This is a genomic window from Streptomyces pactum (genome assembly GCF_002005225.1).
GTDB classification, from domain to species: Bacteria; Actinomycetota; Actinomycetes; order Streptomycetales; family Streptomycetaceae; genus Streptomyces; species Streptomyces pactum_A.
Genome location: NZ_CP019724.1, coordinates 4,720,287 through 4,739,619, shown reverse-complemented (window position 1 = coordinate 4,739,619; position 19,333 = coordinate 4,720,287). Strand labels below are relative to the sequence as shown.

23 protein-coding genes are annotated in these 19,333 nt (G+C 71.9%); 7 read left to right on the top strand and 16 right to left on the bottom strand.

Translation table 11 applies throughout. The annotated features are described in order from the left end of the window. Positions 1–2: 2 nt before the first annotated feature. The 5 genes from B1H29_RS20140 to B1H29_RS20120 all read right to left on the bottom strand — a co-directional run bounded on the left by B1H29_RS20140 (position 3) and on the right by B1H29_RS20120 (position 7,029). On the bottom strand, positions 3–2,084 hold the full coding sequence (locus tag B1H29_RS20140) for a HelD family protein (protein ID WP_055417592.1): 2,082 nt from the start codon (positions 2,082–2,084) through the stop codon (positions 3–5). Between the two features lie 41 nt (positions 2,085–2,125). Continuing rightward, on the bottom strand, positions 2,126–2,758 hold the full coding sequence (locus tag B1H29_RS20135; RefSeq protein WP_055417593.1) for a TetR/AcrR family transcriptional regulator: 633 nt from the start codon (positions 2,756–2,758) through the stop codon (positions 2,126–2,128). A gap of 35 nt (positions 2,759–2,793) precedes the next feature. Beyond that, positions 2,794–3,600: a hypothetical protein gene (locus tag B1H29_RS20130; RefSeq protein WP_234392975.1), complete on the bottom strand. Its 807-nt coding sequence runs from the start codon at positions 3,598–3,600 to the stop codon at positions 2,794–2,796. Positions 3,601–3,707: 107 nt separating this feature from the next. Then, positions 3,708–5,807 (bottom strand): aminoglycoside phosphotransferase family protein, encoded by a 2,100-nt coding sequence (locus tag B1H29_RS20125; RefSeq protein ID WP_107095258.1) that lies wholly within the window; start codon positions 5,805–5,807, stop codon positions 3,708–3,710. Between the two features lie 313 nt (positions 5,808–6,120). Continuing rightward, the gene (locus B1H29_RS20120) at positions 6,121–7,029 is read right to left on the bottom strand and encodes a GntR family transcriptional regulator (protein ID WP_055417826.1); all 909 of its coding nucleotides are present in this window, start codon (positions 7,027–7,029) and stop codon (positions 6,121–6,123) included. Between the two features lie 244 nt (positions 7,030–7,273). Here B1H29_RS20120 and B1H29_RS20115 point away from each other — a divergent pair, with 244 nt between their 5' ends. Next, positions 7,274–7,465: a hypothetical protein gene (locus tag B1H29_RS20115; protein WP_107095259.1), complete on the top strand. Its 192-nt coding sequence runs from the start codon at positions 7,274–7,276 to the stop codon at positions 7,463–7,465. On the opposite strand, the gene B1H29_RS20110 is transcribed toward B1H29_RS20115, so the two are convergent. Next, positions 7,456–8,211, bottom strand: a complete 756-nt coding sequence (locus tag B1H29_RS20110; RefSeq protein ID WP_234392976.1) for an HAD family hydrolase — start codon at positions 8,209–8,211, stop codon at positions 7,456–7,458. The genes B1H29_RS20115 and B1H29_RS20110 overlap by 10 nt on opposite strands. Next, positions 8,211–9,086: a winged helix-turn-helix domain-containing protein gene (locus B1H29_RS20105; RefSeq protein WP_079160333.1), complete on the bottom strand. Its 876-nt coding sequence runs from the start codon at positions 9,084–9,086 to the stop codon at positions 8,211–8,213. Before B1H29_RS20105 ends, B1H29_RS20110 begins: the two co-directional genes overlap by 1 nt. A 146-nt stretch (positions 9,087–9,232) precedes the next feature. Here B1H29_RS20105 and B1H29_RS20100 point away from each other — a divergent pair, with 146 nt between their 5' ends. Next, positions 9,233–9,421 (top strand): hypothetical protein, encoded by a 189-nt coding sequence (locus tag B1H29_RS20100; RefSeq protein WP_055417597.1) that lies wholly within the window; start codon positions 9,233–9,235, stop codon positions 9,419–9,421. Positions 9,422–9,432: 11 nt separating this feature from the next. On the opposite strand, the gene B1H29_RS20095 is transcribed toward B1H29_RS20100, so the two are convergent. Next, a complete protein-coding gene (locus B1H29_RS20095) occupies positions 9,433–10,347 on the bottom strand; it encodes a FadR/GntR family transcriptional regulator (RefSeq protein ID WP_079160332.1) in 915 nt (304 codons plus the stop codon). Between the two features lie 153 nt (positions 10,348–10,500). On the opposite strand from B1H29_RS20095, the gene B1H29_RS20090 reads away from it, so the two are divergent. Continuing rightward, on the top strand, positions 10,501–10,686 hold the full coding sequence (locus tag B1H29_RS20090; protein ID WP_055417599.1) for a hypothetical protein: 186 nt from the start codon (positions 10,501–10,503) through the stop codon (positions 10,684–10,686). A 192-nt stretch (positions 10,687–10,878) separates the two neighbouring features. Here B1H29_RS20090 and B1H29_RS20085 read toward each other — a convergent pair whose 3' ends face one another. From B1H29_RS20085 to B1H29_RS20075, 3 genes are all read right to left on the bottom strand, one after another. After that, entirely contained in the window at positions 10,879–12,135 is a 1,257-nt protein-coding gene (locus B1H29_RS20085; protein WP_055417600.1) for a GNAT family N-acetyltransferase, read from the bottom strand. A 161-nt stretch (positions 12,136–12,296) separates the two neighbouring features. Next, positions 12,297–13,307 (bottom strand): asparaginase, encoded by a 1,011-nt coding sequence (locus B1H29_RS20080; RefSeq protein WP_055417601.1) that lies wholly within the window; start codon positions 13,305–13,307, stop codon positions 12,297–12,299. 89 nt (positions 13,308–13,396) lie between these two features. Continuing rightward, entirely contained in the window at positions 13,397–14,017 is a 621-nt protein-coding gene (locus B1H29_RS20075) for a hypothetical protein (protein ID WP_055417602.1), read from the bottom strand. Positions 14,018–14,195: 178 nt separating this feature from the next. Between B1H29_RS20075 and dtd the strand changes: the two genes are divergently transcribed. Beyond that, positions 14,196–14,621, top strand: a complete 426-nt coding sequence (gene dtd / locus B1H29_RS20070) for a D-aminoacyl-tRNA deacylase (RefSeq protein ID WP_055417603.1) — start codon at positions 14,196–14,198, stop codon at positions 14,619–14,621. Positions 14,622–14,671: 50 nt separating this feature from the next. Here the strand turns inward: dtd and B1H29_RS20065 are convergent, their stop codons facing one another. The 5 genes from B1H29_RS20065 to B1H29_RS20040 form a co-directional block, all read right to left on the bottom strand. After that, entirely contained in the window at positions 14,672–15,637 is a 966-nt protein-coding gene (locus B1H29_RS20065; RefSeq protein WP_055417604.1) for a YgfZ/GcvT domain-containing protein, read from the bottom strand. A gap of 10 nt (positions 15,638–15,647) precedes the next feature. Continuing rightward, the gene (locus B1H29_RS20060; RefSeq protein WP_055417605.1) at positions 15,648–16,085 is read right to left on the bottom strand and encodes a Fur family transcriptional regulator; all 438 of its coding nucleotides are present in this window, start codon (positions 16,083–16,085) and stop codon (positions 15,648–15,650) included. 31 nt (positions 16,086–16,116) lie between these two features. Continuing rightward, complete coding sequence (locus tag B1H29_RS20055) at positions 16,117–16,692, bottom strand: FABP family protein (protein ID WP_055417606.1); 576 nt, start codon at positions 16,690–16,692, stop codon at positions 16,117–16,119. A gap of 169 nt (positions 16,693–16,861) precedes the next feature. Further along, positions 16,862–17,155, bottom strand: coding sequence for a DUF397 domain-containing protein (locus tag B1H29_RS20045; protein WP_055417607.1), 294 nt, complete (start codon positions 17,153–17,155; stop codon positions 16,862–16,864). Beyond that, positions 17,137–17,979: a helix-turn-helix domain-containing protein gene (locus B1H29_RS20040; protein ID WP_055417608.1), complete on the bottom strand. Its 843-nt coding sequence runs from the start codon at positions 17,977–17,979 to the stop codon at positions 17,137–17,139. Before B1H29_RS20040 ends, B1H29_RS20045 begins: the two co-directional genes overlap by 19 nt. 171 nt (positions 17,980–18,150) lie before the next feature. Here B1H29_RS20040 and B1H29_RS20035 point away from each other — a divergent pair, with 171 nt between their 5' ends. The 3 genes from B1H29_RS20035 to B1H29_RS20025 are packed head-to-tail and all read left to right on the top strand — an operon-like array spanning position 18,151 to position 19,320. After that, positions 18,151–18,543 (top strand): hypothetical protein, encoded by a 393-nt coding sequence (locus B1H29_RS20035; protein ID WP_055417609.1) that lies wholly within the window; start codon positions 18,151–18,153, stop codon positions 18,541–18,543. Then, positions 18,540–18,941, top strand: coding sequence for a hypothetical protein (locus B1H29_RS38860; protein WP_159027840.1), 402 nt, complete (start codon positions 18,540–18,542; stop codon positions 18,939–18,941). Before B1H29_RS20035 ends, B1H29_RS38860 begins: the two co-directional genes overlap by 4 nt. 16 nt (positions 18,942–18,957) lie before the next feature. Beyond that, a complete protein-coding gene (locus tag B1H29_RS20025; RefSeq protein WP_003974797.1) occupies positions 18,958–19,320 on the top strand; it encodes a DsrE family protein in 363 nt (120 codons plus the stop codon). Positions 19,321–19,333 lie beyond the last annotated feature (13 nt).

Sequence of the window (19,333 nt, the reverse complement as noted above, 5' to 3'; positions counted from 1 at the left end):
GGTCAGAACGGCAGGGGCCGCCCGTGCACCACGTCCAGCCGGGACACCGCGCGGGTGAGCACCACGTACAGCCGGTGCAGGCCCCGGCCCCCGGGGCCCTCCGCCTCCGCGATCGCCGCCGGTTCGACGGCGACGACGTGGTCGTACTCCAGCCCCTTGACGACGCTCGCGGGCACCACGGCCACCCGGGCGCCCGGCACCTGCGGCCCCGCCGCCTCGATCCCGGCCGCGCCGAGGGCGCCCCGCAGCCGGGGCACGTCCGCGTCGGCGGCGATCACCGCGACGGAGCCCTCCCCGGCGAGAGCGCCGCGTACGGCGTCGACGACCGCGTCCCCGACCTTCCCGGGAGCGGCGGGGCGCATCGTCAACTCGCCGTCCCCGCGCAGGGAACGGGCCGGCGGCACGTCCACGTCCAGCCGTTCCAGCAGCCGGTTGGCGAGGCCGACGACCGCTCGCGGCACCCGGAACCCGGTGGTCAGCGACGTCACGGCCGCGTCCGGCCGGCCCAGGTGCGTGAGGGCCGTCCGCCACGACCGCGCCGCCCACGGGGTGGTCCCCTGGGCCAGGTCGCCGAGGACGGTGAGCGAACCGAAGGCGGCCCGGCGGGCGATGGCCCGGCACTCCATCGGGGAGAGGTCCTGCGCCTCGTCGACGACGATGTGCCCGTAGCCCCGGGGGTGTTCGAGGAGCCCGGCGATCTCGTCGAGGAGGACCAGGTCGGCGGCGGACCAGCGAGCCGACCTCCACGACCGCGGGGTGCGGGCCGTCCACGGCAACGCCTTCCGCTCGTCGTCGTCCAGCAGCCCGTCGGCCGCCCGCGCCAGCACGTCGGGGTCGCCGAGCAGTTGCGCGAGGACCTCCTCGGGCCGCACCCGGGGCCAGACGGAGTCGAGGTACGCGCCGACCGGCCGTGCCCGCTCCATCCGGCGCACCCAGGCGCCCGTCCGCGGCCCGCTCCGTCGCTCGGCCTGGTCCTGGAGGTGCCGCACGATCCGGGCCCGTACCCGCTCGCGCCCCACGGTGTACGGCGCCTCCTCGTCCCGCACGTCCGCCACGATCCGGGCCAGCTCGTCGGCCGGGACCCGCCAGCGGTAGGAGCCGTCCGGCACGGCGAGGCAGTCCGCGGCGTCGGCGGCCACGCGCGCGTACAGGGCGCGGCGCAGCACCTCGGCCATCCGGGCGTCGTGCTTGACGGCGGCGGCCCGCTCGTCGTCGGCGCCGGTGACGGGGTGCCGGGCGATCTCCTGGGGGAGCGTGGACTGCCGTACGCCGGTCTCGCCGAGGGAGGGCAGTACTTCGGCGATGTAGGAGAGGAAGGTGGGGTTGGGTCCGAGGATCAGCAGTCCGCCGCGCCGGATGCGCTGCGGGTGGGTGTAGAGGAGGTACGCGGCCCGGTGCAGGCCGACGGCGGTCTTGCCGGTGCCCGGGGCGCCCTGGACGCAGACCGTGGCGGTGAGGCCGGCGCGCACGAGGTCGTCCTGCTCGGGCTGGATGGTGGCGGCGATGTCCCGCATGGGTCCGACGCGGGGCCGTTCGATCTCGCGGGCGACGATGTCGCTCGTGCGGGACTCGCCCCGGCCGAGGTGCTCGTCCTCCAGGCCGGTGAGGTCGGCCGAGTCCCCGCGGCTGCCGGGCGCCCACCCGAAGCGGCGGCGGACGGCCACGCCGCGCGGGTCGGCGGCGGTGGCCTGGTAGAAGGCGCGGGAGACGGGGGCGCGCCAGTCGACGACGAGGGGCGGGGCGGCGGGGTCCTCGGTGATCCGCAGCCGCCCGATGCACAGTGCCTGTCCGGCGGCCGCCGGGCGCGGTCCCCGCCCCGGACGGTCACCGGCGGTGTCCGGGCCGGCGAAGTCCAGCCGCCCGAAGAACAGCGGCCCCTCGGGCAGTTCGCGCAGTTCCTTGGCCCGGCTGCGCAGCCGGTGTCCGAGCACCTCGGCGTCGGCACCGGAGGCGGAGACGTCCTCGCCGGTGCCGACGTGTTCCCGGGCGCCGTCGACCATGGCGGCGAGGGCGGTACGGCAGTGGTCGTGGTGGGCCCGTTCCCGGGCCAGGGCGTGCTGCAGGGCGGAGTCGGGTGACGTCATTCCAGCGAGCGTACCCGAAAAGCATTACCGAGTTACATTTTTTACTTTGCCTCAAGAGCCGTTTCCGGCCGGGCCGGCCCCGGCAGCCCCTGTGCCAACACCGCGAACGCCCGCTCCGCCGCCGCCACGGCATCCCGCCGGACGACCGCCAAACGCTCCCCGGCCGCGATCCGCCGCCAGTTCTCCTGCGCGAGGATCCGCTGCACGGCGATGATCTGTCCGGCGGCCAGCCTGGCCTCGAGGTCACCGCCGAGGGCCTCGGCGAGCGCGGCCTCCGACCGCTCCAGGTGCCGGTGCAGCCGGGCGACGAGGGCGGGAGTGCCGTAGAGCAGCGCGTGGAAGGCCAGTACCTCGGGACGGTCGTTGAGCCCGGTCACCGGGTCGGACCGCTCCAGCCCCGCCAGGAAGTGCCGGCGCAGCGCCTCGAGCGGCGCCGGCCCCTCCCCCGCGACCCGGGCCGCCTCGCCCTCGTGGTCGGCGATGCGGTGCAGGACGAGGTCCTCCTTCGCCGGGAAGTACCGGAAGAGCGTCGGCTTGGACACCTCGGCCGCGGCGGCCACCTCCGCGACGGACACCGCGTCGAACCCCTTCTCCACGAAGAGCCCGATGGCGATGTCCGAGAGCGACTGGATCGTCCGCTGCTTCTTGCGCTCACGCAGGCCGGTCTCCACCATGCGACGACCCTACGCCGGGTCCGCCGGCCGACGGCTCACGCGGCGGGCGCCGTACGCCAGGGAGGCGTCGGCGCCAGCCCCCACAAGCTGTCGAAGTGCCTGTTCCAGGTGGCCAGGACGGCCTTGGCGCTGTCGTCCCCCTCCCGGGACCAGACCGTGAGGTCGGTGCGGTAGCCCTTGGGGTCGTAGAACTCCGGGTCGGAGCTGCGCAGGACGGTGCGGGCGGTGACGTCGTAGAGCCCGTGCAGGACGAGTTCACGGTTGAAGACGCAGACCTTGTCCGTCGGTATGCCGGGATACAGGCGGTACTCGCACCGGGCCGTCACCCTGCCGAGCCGGGTCAGCCGCTCGGCGAGGCCGGAAAGCGTCTGGTCGTACTCCCGGCACTTCTCCTCCAGCCGCTTGCGGAAGTCGGGATCGTCCTGTGGCCTGCCGTCCTCGCCCACCCTCGACGGCACGGTCATGGGCCGGCCGAAGTCGGGGATGAGGAAGCGCACGTTCACGTGACGGGTGGGTCCGGGGTCCTCCTGCAGGCCTTCCAGCCTGTGGTGCAGTTCGTTGTACAGCGTCTCGCCGGTGTAGCCGAGGAAACTGATCTCCACCGTGCGGGCACGGAACGCCTCGCTCACGAACGTCCCGAGTTCCCTGGACTCGACCTGCGCCCGGGCGGGCAGACGCAACGACGCCGCCAGGTCCTTCACCGACTCGTACAGTACGTAGCCCACGAGGCTGAGCAGCGCGCCGCCGAGGAACGCCTTGTCCTCGAGGGCGTCACCGATCGGCTTCACCAGTTGGGCGCTGACTCCGACGACGAAGAGGCCCAGGAGCAGGGTGCGGGTCACCACCGGTTCGTATCGGGCCTGCAGCCGCCGGAAACGCTGCGCCATTCCATCGCTGCCCGGACTACCCGACATGCCCAGCCCCCCGCCCGCTGCCGCCCGGCGGTGCCTCAGGCGTCCGCCGCCGCCCGAGCCCCCCGTGGCCCCCCATGGTCCCCCTGCGGCAGCGCGCGGGCAAGGTAGGGATTGGCCATGGACTTGTCCGGCAGCCCCAGCGCCGCCGTGGCCTCGGCCAGGGTCATCGCGTAGGTCTGGACGGCGCGCTTGACGTTGGGTGCGTCCAGGCCGGCGCCGCTCACCAGGCGGTCGAGGTCGACGTAGGCGGAGCGGACGGTCTCGATCCACCGGTACACACGCCAGTCGTCGCGCCAGTCGTGGGTGCACTCGGGCGGCAACCGGCGCTCCCACCGCCGGAACATGCGGTCGCGGATCTCCGGCCGCGTCGGTGTCAGGTGCATGTGCCGGACCAGGTCGTACAGGGGGTCGCCCACCATGGCCATCTCCCAGTCGATCAGTGTCAGGCCTCCGTCCGGTCGGCGCACCAGGTTCCACGGGTTCAGATCGCCGTGCAGCAGGACGGGACGGCGCCGGCTCAGCGTGTGCCGGGTGAGGATCTCGGCCAGCCGCACGTTGTCCGGCAACCCCAGTTCGCGGGCGAGTGCCATCGTGGCCTTGGGCAGCTCGCTCACCAGGCGGACCAGCTCGCCCCGCAGCCAGGGGTAGAAGGCGGCCCCGTTCAGCGGGTCCAGCTCCCCGCACTCGACCTCGGTCAGTTCGCCCAACTGGTCCACGAGGTCGTCCGCCTCGGGCGGGCGCAGCCCGTGTTCGGGATGTTCCGGGGGACGGAAGCCGTCGGCCGGCCCTTCGTAGGAGTGGATGGTGAACTGCTCGCGCAGTCCGCTGGTGCCCAGGGCCAGCACCCGCGGGGCCCGTACGCGTGCCCCGGAGCGTTCGATCGCCGTCAGCACGGCGTGCTCGCTGAGGAACCGTCGCTCCCGGGACTCGGCGGTGCCCACCTTCCGGCGGACCATGACGGGGAAGCCGACACCCTCGACGTGCACGGCCGTGTTCAAGTGCGCGGTCCCCTTGAACACCCGGTCGGCGGCGGCCGCGCCCTCCTCCAGCAGGGCCCGGCTGACCGCCCAGGCGGGGAAGTCACCTCGGATGCGGACCCTGCGGTCCCGCTCCCACACGATCTGGAAGAGGGTCCGCTCCCGGCTGGGCCGGACTCCGTGCGACTCGTTCCACCGGAAGAGGATCCGCTCGATGGCCGGCTCGTCCGGCACGCTCTTCAGCCGCAACGGTTCCTCGGCGGCCACCAGCGCCCGGCGCACCGCCCGGGTCGCGGCGTCCAGGTCCCGCTGCTCGAAGGAGTCGCCCAGCGACTTCGCGGCCCGCATGACGTCCGGATACACCGACTGTGCCCGCTCGAAGGCGACGTAGTGCTTCAGGTCGCGGTCCAGGCCGTTGACGGCCTTGCTGCGCCGCTCCCCCATCACCTTGCGCCACGCCTCGATGACCTCCGGCCACTGGTAGTCGGGGTAGCGCATGCGCACCAGATGGGTGGCGAGGTCGTGCAGCGGGTCGCCGTAACTGGCCAGTTCCCAGTCGACGCAGATCAGCGGGGGGCTCCCGCCGTAGGACACGATGACGTTGTCGCGGTGCAGGTCCGTGTGCAGCAGGCTGAACGGGCGGCTGATGAGCGTGGGCACCCGTTCGGCGAACCGGACCATGGCGTTCTCCGGAATGCCCAGCATGGCGAAGAGGCCCCCGAACTCCGTCCGGTTGCGCTGCCGGATCTGTTCGTCCGCCGCGAAGGCCAGCGCTCTGAGGAACGCGCTGCCGTCCCGGCTGGACCGGGGCCAGGAAACCGGCAGCGGGGGCAGGTGGTGCCGGCGCACCTGGGTCATGTCGGCGAGCAGCCCCGTGAGCGCGACGATCAGGTCGTAGTCGACGGGCGTGTCGTTGGGACAGATGGTCGACAGGGGCACGCCCTCGACGTAACTGAGGACGACGACGTCGCGGTGCTTGGCCAGGCACCGCGGCACGTTGTGCAGCACGCCCCAGATCCGGTTCAGCAGGTCGGACTCGTCCTGCCAGGTCCGGATGACCACCGGCAGCGCGGAGGGGATGCGCTTGCGGACGGTGACCGGCGCGCCGTACTCGGCGGCGACCAGCCTCGAGTCCTCGGCGGACAGGGGCCGCACCATGTAGTTCAGGTTGTGGTGCCCCCGGCCGAACTGTCCCAGCGCCGTCGCGTAGGCCAGGAACCGGTCGAACGCCTCGTCCGCCGCCCGCTCCAGCGCGGGTTTGCCAAGCGGGGAGGGACGACTCACTGAGTGCTCCAGAAGGGACGTGCGACGCGCCAGTTCTTCGTGCTGTGACCGCTGTGACGAAGAAAGTGGGCACACAGTACAGCCACGGCCCGTGGCCCGCTGGAAGTACTCCAGTATCCGGAAGGCGCGGGAGCAACTCGGGTGACCGGTTCGGGCGAATCGATACCGCCGCCCCGCCGGCCCCTGGTCACCCGGGGTCGGCCAGCAGCCCCCAGCAGGAGTCGAACCAGCCCTGCATGCTCTGCACGAAGACGGAGCCCGCCGAGCTGGGGTCGCCCTCGTCGTTGACGTGCCGGGTCAGTGTCGAGCCCAGCCCCAGCACGTCCAGCGCCTCGACCTCCGTGCCGTCGTCCAGCAGGATCGTCCGCTCGACCACTTCGTACGGCCCGAAGAGTGCCTCGGCCTCCGGCCGCAGATACAGCTTGAACGCCGGCACCAACGGCACGTGCCGCACCTGCACGCTCACGGACGGCACGAGCCCCTCGGTCCGCAGATCACGCACGGCCGTGCGCAGCGAGGTCGTGTGCCGCCGGGTGATGCCACGCAGCCGCTCCTGCAACTGCGCGCCCACCGGGTCCCCCTTCGCGTCGCGGCGCGCGGTGTCCCGTCCGCCCGGCCGCGGATACGGCAGCTCGCTCTCCTCGGAGGGCAGCAGCATCCGGATCTCGATACCGGCGGGCGCGATCTCCCCCATCCGGATGCGCTCAGCCTGCAGCCGGATGTGCGCGTCCAGGCTCTCGGAGGTCAAGGTGAACACGTCCAGCCGGACGTCCGACTGCCCGAAGGCGCGGGCGATGAAGGGCCCCAGGGCGGCCCGCACCGGCACCGGCTCCGTCCTGGGGCGGGTGGCGGCCTGCAGGGGGAGTTTGATCACCCGTGTCCCGCTGCCCTGCCGGGACTCGACCCAGCCCTCCGACTTCAGCTCGTGCAGCACCCGCTGGACGGTGTCGCGCGAGACCCCGAACTCCGCGGCGAGCTCCCGCTGCGCCGGGAGGGACGCGTGCAATCCGTAGGTGCCGTCGGCCAGTTGCTCACGCAGCGCCTCCAGAACGCGCTCGAACTCCTTGCCGCCCCCCTCACCACGTTCCCCGCTCATGCAGCGACCGTACCGCCGGTCGCCGGGGCGCAAACCACTTTCCGTCACATCGGACAACGACCGACCGACTACCGGCCACCCGCCGGTCAAGTACCGGCCAGTTATGGGCCAGTTGGACTGGCCGACTGTTCGGTTCCGTTAGTCGATCAGCCAACAAGGGGACAACCTGGGGGAGCTTCGCCGTCCAATTGGGCGGCACCGCAGGCGAGTTGACCGTCTGCGCCGAACGACGGGGGTGGCGCACATGCTGTTCAACCAACTGACCTCGGCCGCGGTGCAATGGGCGGTGGCCGAGGTCGTCCGCACGCGGCTCGGAGCCTTCGGTACCGTCGGTACCCTGCTCCTGGTCCTGGTCATGGCGGGGGTGCGGGCCCGCAGTCTGTCGCTGGCGGGGCCGGCGGCGGTCCTCTTCGTCCTGCTGATGACTCAGGCGTGACCGCGCCCCCCGCCGCCCTCCCACAGCAGCCTCAGCACCGGCTCCAGTGAGTGCACGACGGTTTCCGCACCGGCCCGCCTCAGCAGCTTCGCCTTCTCCTCGTTGCGCGCGTACCCCAGGAACGGCACACCGGCCCGCCGGGCGGCGGTCAGGTCGGAGGTGGTGTCACCGACCATCAGGGCCTGACCGGGGGCGGCGCCCAGCGCGCTCAGGGCCCGGTTCAGGCAGTACGGGTCGGGTTTGAGCAGGCGCAGGTCCCGGGTGCGGCCGTAGACGTGCGGGGCGAAGCAGTCCAGCAGGCCCCGCGTGCCGAGGTACTCGTCCACCACGCGCGGCGAGTTGTTGGTCGTGATCGCCAGCCCGACGCCCAGCGCGCTCCAGGTGCGGATCAGGGGGTCCGCGTACGCCGTCGGCCGCGCGGTGGGCACGGCACGCAGTTCCTCGCGGGTCAGCCGCTCCTCGAATTCCGCCACGAGGTCACTGCGGTGACGCCTGCGGTCGACCGCTCCCAGCAGGACGTGCGGATCCGGGTGGACCTGCTCCTCCTCGGTCAGCAGCTCCTTGAGGCCCAGCCGTTCCAGCCAGTCCACCAGTTCACCCGCGACCCGGTCCGCGGTGTAGCCCGCGAACAGCCTGCAGATGGGGCCGTCGAAGTCCCAGAGGACGAATCGGGCGCCCGCGAGCAGGTCCCTGAGGCCGTCGGCCCGCTCGGCCACCGGTTCCGTCTGATCCGTATCGGAAGTCACTAGGAGAGTGTCATGTCCGAGGTGATGGTTTCCCAGAGGGCGTCGAACCACTTCTGTGATTCCTCCACGAACACCGCGTCCCGGTGACCCGCGCGCTTCAGGAAGGAGAACAGCAGCGACTGGGAGCCGAGGGCGTCGTACATCTCCAGCGTCCGGCTCTCGTACTCCTCCTCGCGCCGGGTGAGCAGGTAGTAGCCGAGGAGCGCCTCGTCGCCGTTGAGCAGGTAGAGCTTCATCGGCGGGGTGAAGGGCAGTGCGCGGAAGGCGATGTGCACGTCGACGCGGTGGGTGGAGCGCACGGCGTGCAGGTTGTGCTGGAGCACCCGGGCCTGGGCGTTGCGCATCTGGAGCCAGCGCTGGTGGACCGGGTCGTCGTCCTCGTCCTCGACCAGGACGGGGAAGGCCAGCTCGATGTCCCGGGACGGCATCAGGACGCGGAAGTCGATGGACTCCGGGTGGATGCGGCCCTCGTGGATCTGGCGGAGCGGCTCGCTGAGGGCCAGCATCAGCGTCTCCGAGGTGTGGCACACGACGTCGACCCGCACCCGCGGTGCCGAGAACGCCTCCGACAGCCGCGGCCCGAGCGCCACCATGGTGGGCTGCGGCTCGCCCCGGGGCGTGGCGGGCTCGGCGATGCGGGGCGGGCTGCCCTTGCTGACGTTGGTGAGCAGGCCGTCCTCCTGGAGGGCCCGCAGGGCCTGGCGGACGGTGCCGCGCTCCACCTGGAACTCGTCGGCCAGCTCGGCCTGGGTGGGCAGGCGGTCGCCCGCCTTCAGGTCTCCCCCGCGGATCCGCTCCCGCAGGATGTCGGCGATCTCCTGGGCCGAAAGCCTTCTGCTGCCGTTCACGGACGCGTTCTCCTGAGTCACGACCAAACGCTACAACTTCGACCTACCTACAGGGAGTTGTTTGAAACTTGTTTATAGGTAGCAGCCAAGTGGGGACAACATAGGTAAAGTTGGTTGCCAACTTGGTCTAGTTGGCGGAAGTTCCTTCCCAGACTTCCGAAGGGGGAAAGACCATGCCCGTCCTGGCCCTCGTCTCCGCGGTCCTCGTCATCGCCTTCGAGCAGATCGTCCAGTGGAAGTACGGCGCCTCCGGCATCGTGGGCCTGCTCCTGCTCACCATAGGCGTCAAGACCAGGAGTCCGTCCGTCAGTTCCGCCGGTGCGGTGGTGCTGGCCCTGCTGGTCGCGGGTCCGGCGCTGTGACCGGGGGATGATCAGGTGGTGAGCAGCAGCTCCGAACTGATCGTCTCCCACAGCGCGTCGAACCACAGCCGCGACTGCTTCACGAACACCCCGTCGCGCAGGCCACCGCCCTGCCCGAAGGCGAACAGCGTGGTACGGATACCCTCCGCGTCGTACATCTGCATCGGCTCGTGGTCGATCTCCTGCTCACGCAGGCTGAGGGTGTAGTACGCGAAGAGGGCCTCCGTGCCGTTGAGCACGTACAGCTTCACCGGCGGCGTGAAGGGCAGCGCGCGGAAGGTGACCCGCACGTCGATCCCGTGCGTGGCCCGCAGGCCCAGCAGGTTGTGCCGGAGCACCTGGCCCTGGGCGTTGCGCATCGCCAGCCACCGGTCGTGCACCGGGCCGCCGCCGGCCCCGCCGCCGGACACCGCCACCGGGAAGGCCAGGTCGATGTTCCGGCTCGGCAGCAGGATCCGTACGTCGATCTTGGCCGGTTTCAGCCGCCCCGCGTGGATCTGGCGCAGTGGTTCGCCGAGGGCGAGGGTGAGGGAGACCGAGGTCAGGCACAGGGCCTCGATCTCGACGTGCGGGGCGGCGAAGGCCTCCGCGATCCGGGGCGCGAGGGCGACCGTGGTGGGCATCGGCGGCGCCGCGGGCCCGGTGAGGGCGCCGTGCAGGTCGGGCGCGACGGTCGCGGGGCTCCCTTTGGACACGTTGGTGAGCAGGCGCTCCGACTGCAGGATGCGCAGGGCCTGGCGGACGGCGCCGCGTTCCACGCCGAACTCGTCGGCCAACTGGGCCTGGGTGGGCATGCGCTGGCCCGGCTGCAACCGACCGGACCTGATCCGGGCGCGCAGTTCGTCGGCCACGTCGCGGTGCGTTCTCTGTGGCGGCTGCGGTCTCTTCCGCCCGTTGACGGGGGCATGTTCCGGCTCCACGACCAAACACTACAACTTCTCGCCATCTTTCGGCAGTTCGCGGAAAGGTGGTTATGAGACGCACCCAAGCGGAGATAAGTACAGTGAAGTTGGCAGCCAACTTGGGCAACGTGGTCGGACCTTACGGGGGTTGGCCACCACGGTGACAGGGGGTCCACCATGCCGCTCATCGCCATCGTCCTCGCCGCTCTGGCCATCGGGTTCGAGCAGCTCGTGCAATGGAAGTACGGGCCCATGGGCATCATCGCGTTCGTCGCGCTGTCCATCGGCATCAAGGCGAAGAACACCATGATCGGCGGTGTGGGCGCGGTGATCCTCGTGATGCTGCTCGCCCAGTCCGGCTGAACCGACGTACTGCTGACCGGGCCCCCTTCCGGAGGGGAGCCGGGAGCCCGGACAGTCAGTCGGCACCACGCACGACAACCACAACTGAACAACGGCACAACGGCACAACGGCACAACGGCACAACAACCACAACCGAAGAGCACGCGCTACGGATGCGCACACCCACCCGTCACCGGCAGAAGGGAGCCGTCTCAGAACATGTCCGGGCACCAAGGCCGCCTGGACGTACGCAGCAGGGCGTCGGCCACACGGGCGGCGCCCGCTCGTTCTTCCCGGACCCGGCCGAGCGCGGCCAGCCGCACCGCCGACTCGTCACCCAGCCACAGCGCCGCCAGCTCGCCCACGTCGAGCACGAGGTGGGCGCTCTCGGTGGTCGGCGCGCAGGACGCCCCGTCCGCTCCCGCCTCCAGCCGCCACCGCCCGCCGGTCAGCCCTCCCCGGTCCGCGACCTCCAGCACCAGCGAGCCCTGCCCCTCGTACGTCCGCGCCTCCAGCGCCCGTACGACGTCCAGGATCCGCACCCACAGCCAGTCCGCCTGCGTGGTGATTCTGGCCGCGCGCGGGTCCGGCAGGAGGTGCGGGAGCAGGTCGTCGGGGGCCCGCCAGCCGCTCTTCACCGTCGTGATCCAGTCGATCGAGCACAGGTAGTGCCACAGGTCGCGCTCGGCGTCCGGCGTCACGGCCAGCAGCCAGTCGACGGTCGCCGTGTTCAGCGGCTGCTTGGCGTCGCCCCAGTGGTCGTCGGACCGGTACGCGGCCATGCCCTCGACCTCGCCGTCCGCCGAGCGGTACACGGCGTAGTAGGGCTCGGTCCACGGGGAGCCGTTCGCGTTCACGACCCCGGTCCGGATCTGCCACCACAGCTCGGTCCGGCTGACCGCGCCCGGCTGGGCCCGGCGCAGCCGCTCGTGCAGTTCGGGACCGAGCTTGCGGACGTCCTCGCCGTCCACGAGGTCGATCCGGCCGCCGTCCTCCGGGGCCGCCCGGCGCGCGTCGAGACCGGCGCGCGGCACGTCGACCGTCCACTCGGTCATCGTGGTGGCGGGGCCGAAGCCGTACCGGCCGTAGATCGGGTACTCGGCCGCGATCAGCGTCGCGACGACGTCCCCGCGCTCCTTCGCCGCCGCCAGGTCCTGCGCCATCATGCGGGTGAGCAGGCCGCGGCGGCGGTGGGTCGCGGTGACGGTGACGCTGGAGACCGCGTCGGCCTGGACGAGGGCGCCGCCCACGGCGGTGACCTGCTGGTCGAAGGACCGGAAGGTCGCCACACAGCGGTCGCCGTCGAAGGCGCCGAGCAGCCGGCCGGGCCCGAACTGTTTGCGCCGGGCCTCCAACTGCTCCGCGCCGACGGCGGGCGGCTGCAGGAACCCGGTGTTCAGGGCACGGTTCCAGTCGGGGAACTCGGCCTCGGTGATGGGGCGTACGTCGGTGTCGGTGCGGCTGGTCATGCGCTCACGGTAGGTCGACGACCGCGCCGACGTCGCGCGGATTTGCCCCGGCTCGAGCCCGGGCGACCGCCCGCCCCCGGCGGCGGGTGACCGCCCGCCCCCGGCGGCCGGGAACGCCGCGGAGGAGCTCCGGGGGAGCCCCGGAGCGCCGCCCCGGTGGCTCAGAAGGCCGCCCGGATCTCCCCCACCTCGCGCCCGCCGCCCAGCAGCGGCGCACGGCCGATGCGGTCGACGACCGGCCCCTCCACGCCGAGCAGCGTCAGCGCGCGGGCCAGTACGGGGCCCAGGGCCCGCGTCGCGCCGTCCTCGGCCTTGAAGGCGAGGGCGCGGCCGTCCGGCAGGGCCACCGCCTGCACGGCCTCCGCGCCCATCTTGGAGAGCGTGCCGGGCACCTCGCGCATCAGCCAGGTGTCGGCGCGGCGGCTGCCGGCGACGTACTCGGGGTGGGCGCGCATCGCGTCGGCGACCCGGCGCTCCGCCGTCCCGGGCTCGGCGCGGACGAAGGCGCGGAAGGCGCGGGCCAGCCCGACCAGGGTGATCGCCATCAGCGGCGCCCCGCACCCGTCCGTGCCGACCGCGGCGACCGGCTCGCCCGCCGCGTCCTCCACAACCCTGTGGATGATCCGCTGCAGCGGGTGCTCCGGTTCGAGGTACGACTCCAGTGGCCACCCCCGCTGCGCGCAGACGGCCAGCATCGCGGTGTGCTTGCCGGAGCAGTTCATGGTGAGCCGGTCGGGCACGGCGCCCGACGCGAGGTACGTCTCCCGCTCCTCGGTGTCCAGCGGCAGGTCGGGCGGGCACTGGAGCAGGGCCGGGTCCAGGCCGTGCTCGTCCAGCATCTTGCGGACCAGGTCGCGGTGGAAGGGCTCCCCGGAGTGGCTCGCGGCGGCCAGCGCCAGCCGCTCCCCCGCGAGGTCGAGGCCGGCCCGCAGGGCCCCCGCCGCCTGCATCGGCTTGTTCGAGGAGCGCGGGAAGACCGGCGCCGTCACCTCCCCCAGCGCCAGCTCCACGGCCCCGTCGGCGCCCAGCACGACCAGACTGCCCCGGTGCCGCCCCTCGACGAAGCCGGACCGGACGACCTCGGCGAGGACGGGCGGTGCGACGGGCGAGAGGGCGGACGTGGGCGCGGGCCTGGACGGCTGGGACGACCCGGACGGCTGGGGCGCGGACATCGGCGGTGGCCTTCCGGACGGGGCGACCCGCCGCCGCGACGGCCCGGGATCGCCGGGCCCGGGAGAGCGGCCGGGAAGCCGCCTTCGTGTCACACGAGCAGGTCGTCGACTTGTGCTTCCCCCTCACGGTACCGGCGTGCGATCTCCGCGCTGCTGTCGTCGGCGGTGCGCTGGAGCCGCTGCCGCCGACGGGAGATCTGCTGCTCGTAGCGCACGAGCCGGCCCATCCCGGCGGTCAGCTCGGCGTCGGTGCGGGCCGTCAGGTCGGACAGCTCGACCTCGCCGAGCATCTCCGCGGCCAGCCGCCGGCACTCCTCGCTCCGCGGAGTGCCGAGCGTCACGTGCCGGGCGGAGGAACGCTGCCGGGCCGGTGCGTCGGTCAGGATCTCCGACAGCCGCTCGACCACGGACCCCTTCGCCGCGGTGGTCACCACGGACGCCGGCCGGCGGCGCGCCAGCTCCGCGCGCAGGATGTCGATACGGCCCTGCAGCAGCCGCCGTACGTAACTCAGGTCGGCCTCCTCGCGCTGCGCGTCCCGGCGCATGGTGCGCAGCTCCGGCAGGCTGAGCGCGGTCAGGTCGTGCCCCGGGGGGTCCGCGGGCAGCTCCGGACTGTCCGTGCGCTGCACGGGCGGCCGGGGCGCCTCCAGGCCACCCGGATATGTCAACGCGACAGTCCCAAGCGGCTGCCCCGTACTCGGTGTGCTCATGTGCCTCTACCGTCCCCTCGACCGGCCTCTGGAAGCATCGTGCCACCCCAGGTGGCCGCTATGTGACCGAGTGCCCACGATCAGCCCCGATCAGCCCCAGATGGGGGGTTAGGGAGAGAAAAAACCCCGGTACGGACCCGTGTGCCCACACCCTAGGGGCGCACGGCATCATGACGGGATGCGTGCGGTAGTGCAGAGGGTGGACGGCGCGAACGTCGTCGTGAACGGCGAGACCGTGGGAGCGATCGACGGCGAGGGCCTGTGCGTCCTGGTCGGCGTCACCCACGACGACACCAAGGAGAAGGCGGCGCAGTTGGCCCGCAAGCTCTGGTCGGTGCGGATCCTGCCCGACGAGAAGTCGTGCAGCGACGTCGACGCACCGCTGCTGGTGATCAGTCAGTTCACCCTTTACGGGGACGCGCGCAAGGGCCGCCGCCCCACCTGGAACGCCGCCGCGCCCGGCGACGTGGCCGGACCCCTCGTCGACGAGGTCGTCGCGCGACTGCGCTCGCTGGGAGCGACCGTGGCGACGGGCCGCTTCGGCGCCCAGATGCGGGTGACGCTGACGAACGACGGCCCGTTCACGGTGATCGTCGAGGTCTGAGACCCCGGGCTCCCCGAGGTCCGAGACCCCCGGGCTGCCCTCAGGGCCTGTCAGGGCTCTACGACCGTCTCCTGGGCCGCCGCCGTCTCCTCGGCCAGCAGCCGGGCGTCCACCGGAACGTTCCGCTTCACCAGGGCGAGGGCGACCGGGCCCAGCTCGTGGTGGCGTACGGACGTGGTGACGAAACCGACCCTGCGGCCGTCGGGGCCGTCGTCCGCGAGGCGGATCTCCGTGCCGGGCCCCGGCAGGTGGACCTCGCTGCCGTCCAGGTGCAGGAAGACCAGGCGGCGCGGCGGCTTGCCGAGGTTCTGCACGCGGGCGACGGTCTCCTGCCCCCGGTAGCAGCCCTTCTGGAGGTGGACCGCCGTCCCGATCCAGCCCAGCTCGTGCGGGATGGTCCGGTGGTCGGTCTCGAAGCCGATGCGGGGACGGTGCTGCTCGACCCGCAGCGCCTCGTGGGCGAGGATCCCGGCGGGCGGACCGGTCCGCCCGGCGAACGCCTCCAGCTCGTCGCGCGGCAGGAAGAGATCACGGCCGTACGGCGTCTCCCGGACGGCGACGCCCTCGGGGATCTCGGTGATCGACCCTGCCGGCAGGTGCACGACCGCGATGTCGGCGGTGCGGTCGGCGACCTCGACCCGGTAGAAGAACTTCATCGACTCCAGGTAGGCGATCAGCGCCTCCTGGCTGCCGGGTTCCACGTGGGCCCAGACGGTCGCGCCGTCGTCGACGAGGTAGAGGGCGTGTTCGATGTGGCCGTTCGCGGAGAGGATCAGGGCCTCGGTGGCCTGGCCGGTCGGCAGATCGCTGACGTGCTGGGTGAGCAGCAGGTGCAGCCAGCTCAGCCGGTCGTCGCCGGTGACGGTGACGACGCCGCGGTGGGAGAGGTCGACGAAACCGGTGCCGTCGGCGAGGGCACGCTGCTCGCGGAACAGGTCGCCGTAGTGGGCGGCGACGCCTTCGTCCACGCCCTCGGCTGGGACGGCGCCGGGCAGGGACAGCAGGGGGCTCTTCATACGCCCTAGCCTACGACTCGGCAGTTGAGCCCTTCAGGGAGCAGTCCTCGCACCGGCCGAAGATCGCGAAGTGCTTCATGTCGGTGTCGAAGCCGAACTGCTCCCGCAGCTTGGCGGTGAACTCGGCGGCCACCGACAGGTCGGCCTCGATCACGTTGGTGCAGTCCCGGCACACCAGGTGGATGTGGTGGTGCCGGTCGGCCAGGTGGTAGGTGGGCGCCCCGTGCCCGAGGTGGGCGTGCGAGACGAGGCCCAGCTCCTCCAGCAGCTCCAGCGTGCGGTACACGGTGGAAATGTTGACCCCCGACGCCGTCTTCCTCACTTCGCCGAGGATGTCGTCGGGGGTCGCGTGCTCAAGGGTGTCCACGGCTTCGAGCACAAGCTGCCGCTGCGGGGTCAGCCGGTACCCGCGCTGCCTGAGGTCGCTCTTCCAGTCGGTGCTCACCACACCACGAGTCTAGGACCTCCCGGGCGGGGGCCTACTTGAAGAAGGCGATCCCGTCGTCGGGCATGTCGTCGGGCAGGGCCTTGGCCCAGCGCTCGACGTCCTCGGGGGTGACGACCTTCTTCAGGTGCGCCGACATGTAGGGGCGCAGCTCGACCTCGGGGGTCTGCTTCTCGCCGACCCACATCAGGTCGCTCTTGACGTAGCCGTAGAGCCGCTTGCCGCCGGTGTAGGGCTGAGAAGCCGCCGTGCGGGCCACCGCGTCCGTCACCAGGTCGATCTGGGGCTTCTGGTCGGCCATCTCGCCGTACCAGATCTCGATGACGCCGTCGTCGCGGACCATCGTCACCTCGACCTTGCGGTTCGCGTCGATGCGCCAGAAGCCGTGCTCGGACTCCAGCGGACGGACCTTGTCGCCGTCGTTGTCCAGCACCCAGGTGTGCGACTGGTACTCCAGGAAGTCCCGGCCGTCGTGGGTGAAGGAGACCTCCTGGCCGAAGTTGCACTTCTCGGCACCGGGGAAGTCGTGCACGCCCGCGCCCGCCCAGTTCCCGAGGAGGAAGGCGAGGGGGACGAGGTCCTTGTGGAGGTCGGACGGGATCTCGATCATGAGGGGTACTTCCTGGCGTCGGTGATCAGCGCTGGCCCTGGTACAGCTTCTTCACGGTCAGACCGGCGAAGGCGAGGACGCCGACGCAGACCAGGACCAGCAGGGCTTCGAAGAAGATCTCCACGGGGTGCTCCTTGAGCGGGGGGCATACGACAGGGCCGCCCCCAGCTTACGCGGCCCCTCCCGCCGCTTCCCGTCGGACTCCGTCCACGAAGGCGGCCCACGCGGGCGCGGCGAACAGGAGTGCTCCGCGAGCGGGGTCCTTGCTGTCCCGGACGGGGACGAGGGAGGGGAGGTTGTGGGCGACCTCGACGCACTGGCCGCCGTCCTGGTTGCTGTAGCTGCTCCGGTGCCATTCGGCGGCGCGGAGGAGGTCGTCGGAGACCTCGACGCACTCGCCGCCGCTCGTGTTGCTGTAGCTGCTCTTACGCCAAGAGACGGCGCTCAGATCGATGGCTCGCACGGCGCTTCCTCCAACGTCCGCAGAATGAAATCGCGCGACTCGGCCGGTGACAGTGCCGAGTCCCGCATCGCATCGTACCTACGTTGCAGCAGCTCAACTGAGGCGTTTTCCTCCACGAGTTCACCGCGCAGGTCGTTCTCTGTGTAAGCGACGACTCGGCCATTCGGCAGCCGCAGAAACATCACCGCGGTGTTCATCAGGCCGTGCGGGCCCACACGGAACGGCAGTACCTGGAGGGTGATGCTGGGGCGCTCGGCCATCTCGACCAAGTGGGCCAGCTGCTCCCGCCACGCCCCCACGTCACGGAGCGACGTGCGCAGCACCGCCTCGGAGAGAATGACGCGAAACGGCGGTGGAGCCCCACCGTCCAGCAGTTGCCGACGGCCGAGACGTGCCTCGACCTGCTGCTCCAGTTCAGGTCCCTTGAGCCAGCCCACGGCAAGCGCCTCGCGCGCGTACCCGGCGGTCTGCAACAGGCCCGGCGGTGCACTCACCGCGTAGTGCCACAGGCTGATCGCCTCGGCCTCCAGGATCATGTACCGCCGGTATTGCTCCCGGAACTGCGTCGGGTCCGCCACCGCCAGCTCCCACAGCGTGAGGAGCATTCCGGTCGTGCCGTAGTACTGGTCCAGCGCCTCGACGATCTCCGGGCCGCCCAGCGTGTGGCCGTTCTCCATCTTCCCGAACTGGGACGCGTCCCACCCCACCGCCTCCGCCACGCCCCGCAGGGACACGCCCCGCCCCTGCCGGAGCAGCCGCAGTTCCTCCGCGAACCGTGCCCTCGGTTCCTGACTGCGACCCGTGATCGCCCTCCGCTGCGGCACCGCACCCCTCCCGGCTGTGGAATTTGTGGAATTTGGAGCGCCCGTTGTGGCACTAGCGGCCGTTTTGGGCTTGGCGACCCCCGGCGTGGGTCATGCTCGTACTGCCCAGCACTACGCAGAGTAGGGCAACTGTCGCATTCCGTAAAGAAGTTGACGTAAGGGAGCGGAACCGTGAGAACAGAACCGGCCACCTTCGAGCCCGGCACCGTGCTCTACGACCCCGCCACCGCCAAGGTCGGTGAGTACCGGGGCCGCAGCGGGCCCCGCGCGATGCTCCGGCCCCTCGGCGGCGGCCGGGAGTGGGAGGCGGAGCCGGCCGGGCTGCGCCGGGCGACCGACCGCGAGCGCATCGGGGCGGGCCTCCGCGCCGCGAACGAGCGCACCCTCGCCACGCCCCCGGCCCCCGGCGACCCGGGCAGGCCGCCCGCGCCGGTCCCCGACTGCGACGCCTGCGCCCGCCTGGCCGACCGGCGGGAAGTCGCGCGGGCGGCGTTCGACCACAGCGCGGTGACGGACGCGAACGTCCTGCTGCGCCAGCACCAGCGCAAGGAGCACGAGGGATGACGTACGACGGCGGACTGCCCTACGAGGAGTGCAAGCGGGCGCAGCGGCTCGCCCCCCGGCACGACCGGGCGCCCCTCTCCCCCGGCTTCGGGATGCCGGCGTTCCACCCGGCCCACCCGCCGAAGCCGGTACCGGCGCCATCGCCCGTGCCCTCGCCCGCGCCCTCACCCTCGCCCTCACCCTCGCCCGAACCCTCGCCCTCGCCCTCGCCCTCGCCCGAACCCTCGCCCTCGCCCTCACTCTCGCCCTCACTCGCACCCGCGCCCGCACCCCGGCGGAAGTCGCGGCCACGGCCGTACGTCACGCCGGACGGCGCGGCCGTCAGCGGCCTGCTCACCGTCGTCTGCGTCGCGACGCTGCTGGTGACGGTTACCGTCGCCGCCTGGCCCCGCCCGTGAGGGCTACGCTTCGGCCATGGCGAAGAAGCTCGTGATCAAGGTGACGGCGGGGGCGGACGCGCCCGAGCGGTGTTCTCAGGCGTTCACGGTGGCGGCGGTGGCCGTGGCCAGCGGCGTCGACGTGTCGCTGTGGCTGACCGGGGAGTCCGCCTGGTTCGCGGTGCCGGGACGCGCCGCCGAGTTCGAGCTGCCGCACGCCGCGCCGCTGCCCGACCTGCTCGACTCCCTGCTGGCCGGCGGCCGGGTGACGCTGTGCACGCAGTGCGCGGCCCGCCGCGACCTCACCGAGAAGGACGTCATCGAGGGCGTACGGATCGCGGGCGCGCAGGTCTTCGTGCAGGAGGCGCTGGCCGACGACACGCAGGCCCTCGTCTACTGAGTGCTACTGAAAA

What these genes read in the sequence shown, in the direction of transcription:
- B1H29_RS20120 (WP_055417826.1), bottom strand. Translation starts at nt 7,029, where the DNA reads ATGAGCGGGGAACGTGGTGAGGGGGGCGGCAAGGAGTTCGAGCGCGTT.
- B1H29_RS20075 (WP_055417602.1), bottom strand. Translation starts at nt 14,017, where the DNA reads ATGAGCACACCGAGTACGGGGCAGCCGCTTGGGACTGTCGCGTTGACA.
- dtd (WP_055417603.1), top strand. Translation starts at nt 14,196, where the DNA reads ATGCGTGCGGTAGTGCAGAGGGTGGACGGCGCGAACGTCGTCGTGAAC.
- B1H29_RS20065 (WP_055417604.1), bottom strand. Translation starts at nt 15,637, where the DNA reads ATGAAGAGCCCCCTGCTGTCCCTGCCCGGCGCCGTCCCAGCCGAGGGC.
- B1H29_RS20115 (WP_107095259.1), top strand. Translation starts at nt 7,274, where the DNA reads ATGCTGTTCAACCAACTGACCTCGGCCGCGGTGCAATGGGCGGTGGCC.
- B1H29_RS20135 (WP_055417593.1), bottom strand. Translation starts at nt 2,758, where the DNA reads ATGGTGGAGACCGGCCTGCGTGAGCGCAAGAAGCAGCGGACGATCCAG.
- B1H29_RS38860 (WP_159027840.1), top strand. Translation starts at nt 18,540, where the DNA reads ATGACGTACGACGGCGGACTGCCCTACGAGGAGTGCAAGCGGGCGCAG.
- B1H29_RS20140 (WP_055417592.1), bottom strand. Translation starts at nt 2,084, where the DNA reads ATGACGTCACCCGACTCCGCCCTGCAGCACGCCCTGGCCCGGGAACGG.
- B1H29_RS20125 (WP_107095258.1), bottom strand. Translation starts at nt 5,807, where the DNA reads ATGGTGCGGCCCCTGTCCGCCGAGGACTCGAGGCTGGTCGCCGCCGAG.
- B1H29_RS20055 (WP_055417606.1), bottom strand. Translation starts at nt 16,692, where the DNA reads ATGATCGAGATCCCGTCCGACCTCCACAAGGACCTCGTCCCCCTCGCC.
- B1H29_RS20025 (WP_003974797.1), top strand. Translation starts at nt 18,958, where the DNA reads ATGGCGAAGAAGCTCGTGATCAAGGTGACGGCGGGGGCGGACGCGCCC.
- B1H29_RS20100 (WP_055417597.1), top strand. Translation starts at nt 9,233, where the DNA reads ATGCCCGTCCTGGCCCTCGTCTCCGCGGTCCTCGTCATCGCCTTCGAG.
- B1H29_RS20080 (WP_055417601.1), bottom strand. Translation starts at nt 13,307, where the DNA reads ATGTCCGCGCCCCAGCCGTCCGGGTCGTCCCAGCCGTCCAGGCCCGCG.
- B1H29_RS20090 (WP_055417599.1), top strand. Translation starts at nt 10,501, where the DNA reads ATGCCGCTCATCGCCATCGTCCTCGCCGCTCTGGCCATCGGGTTCGAG.
- B1H29_RS20085 (WP_055417600.1), bottom strand. Translation starts at nt 12,135, where the DNA reads ATGACCAGCCGCACCGACACCGACGTACGCCCCATCACCGAGGCCGAG.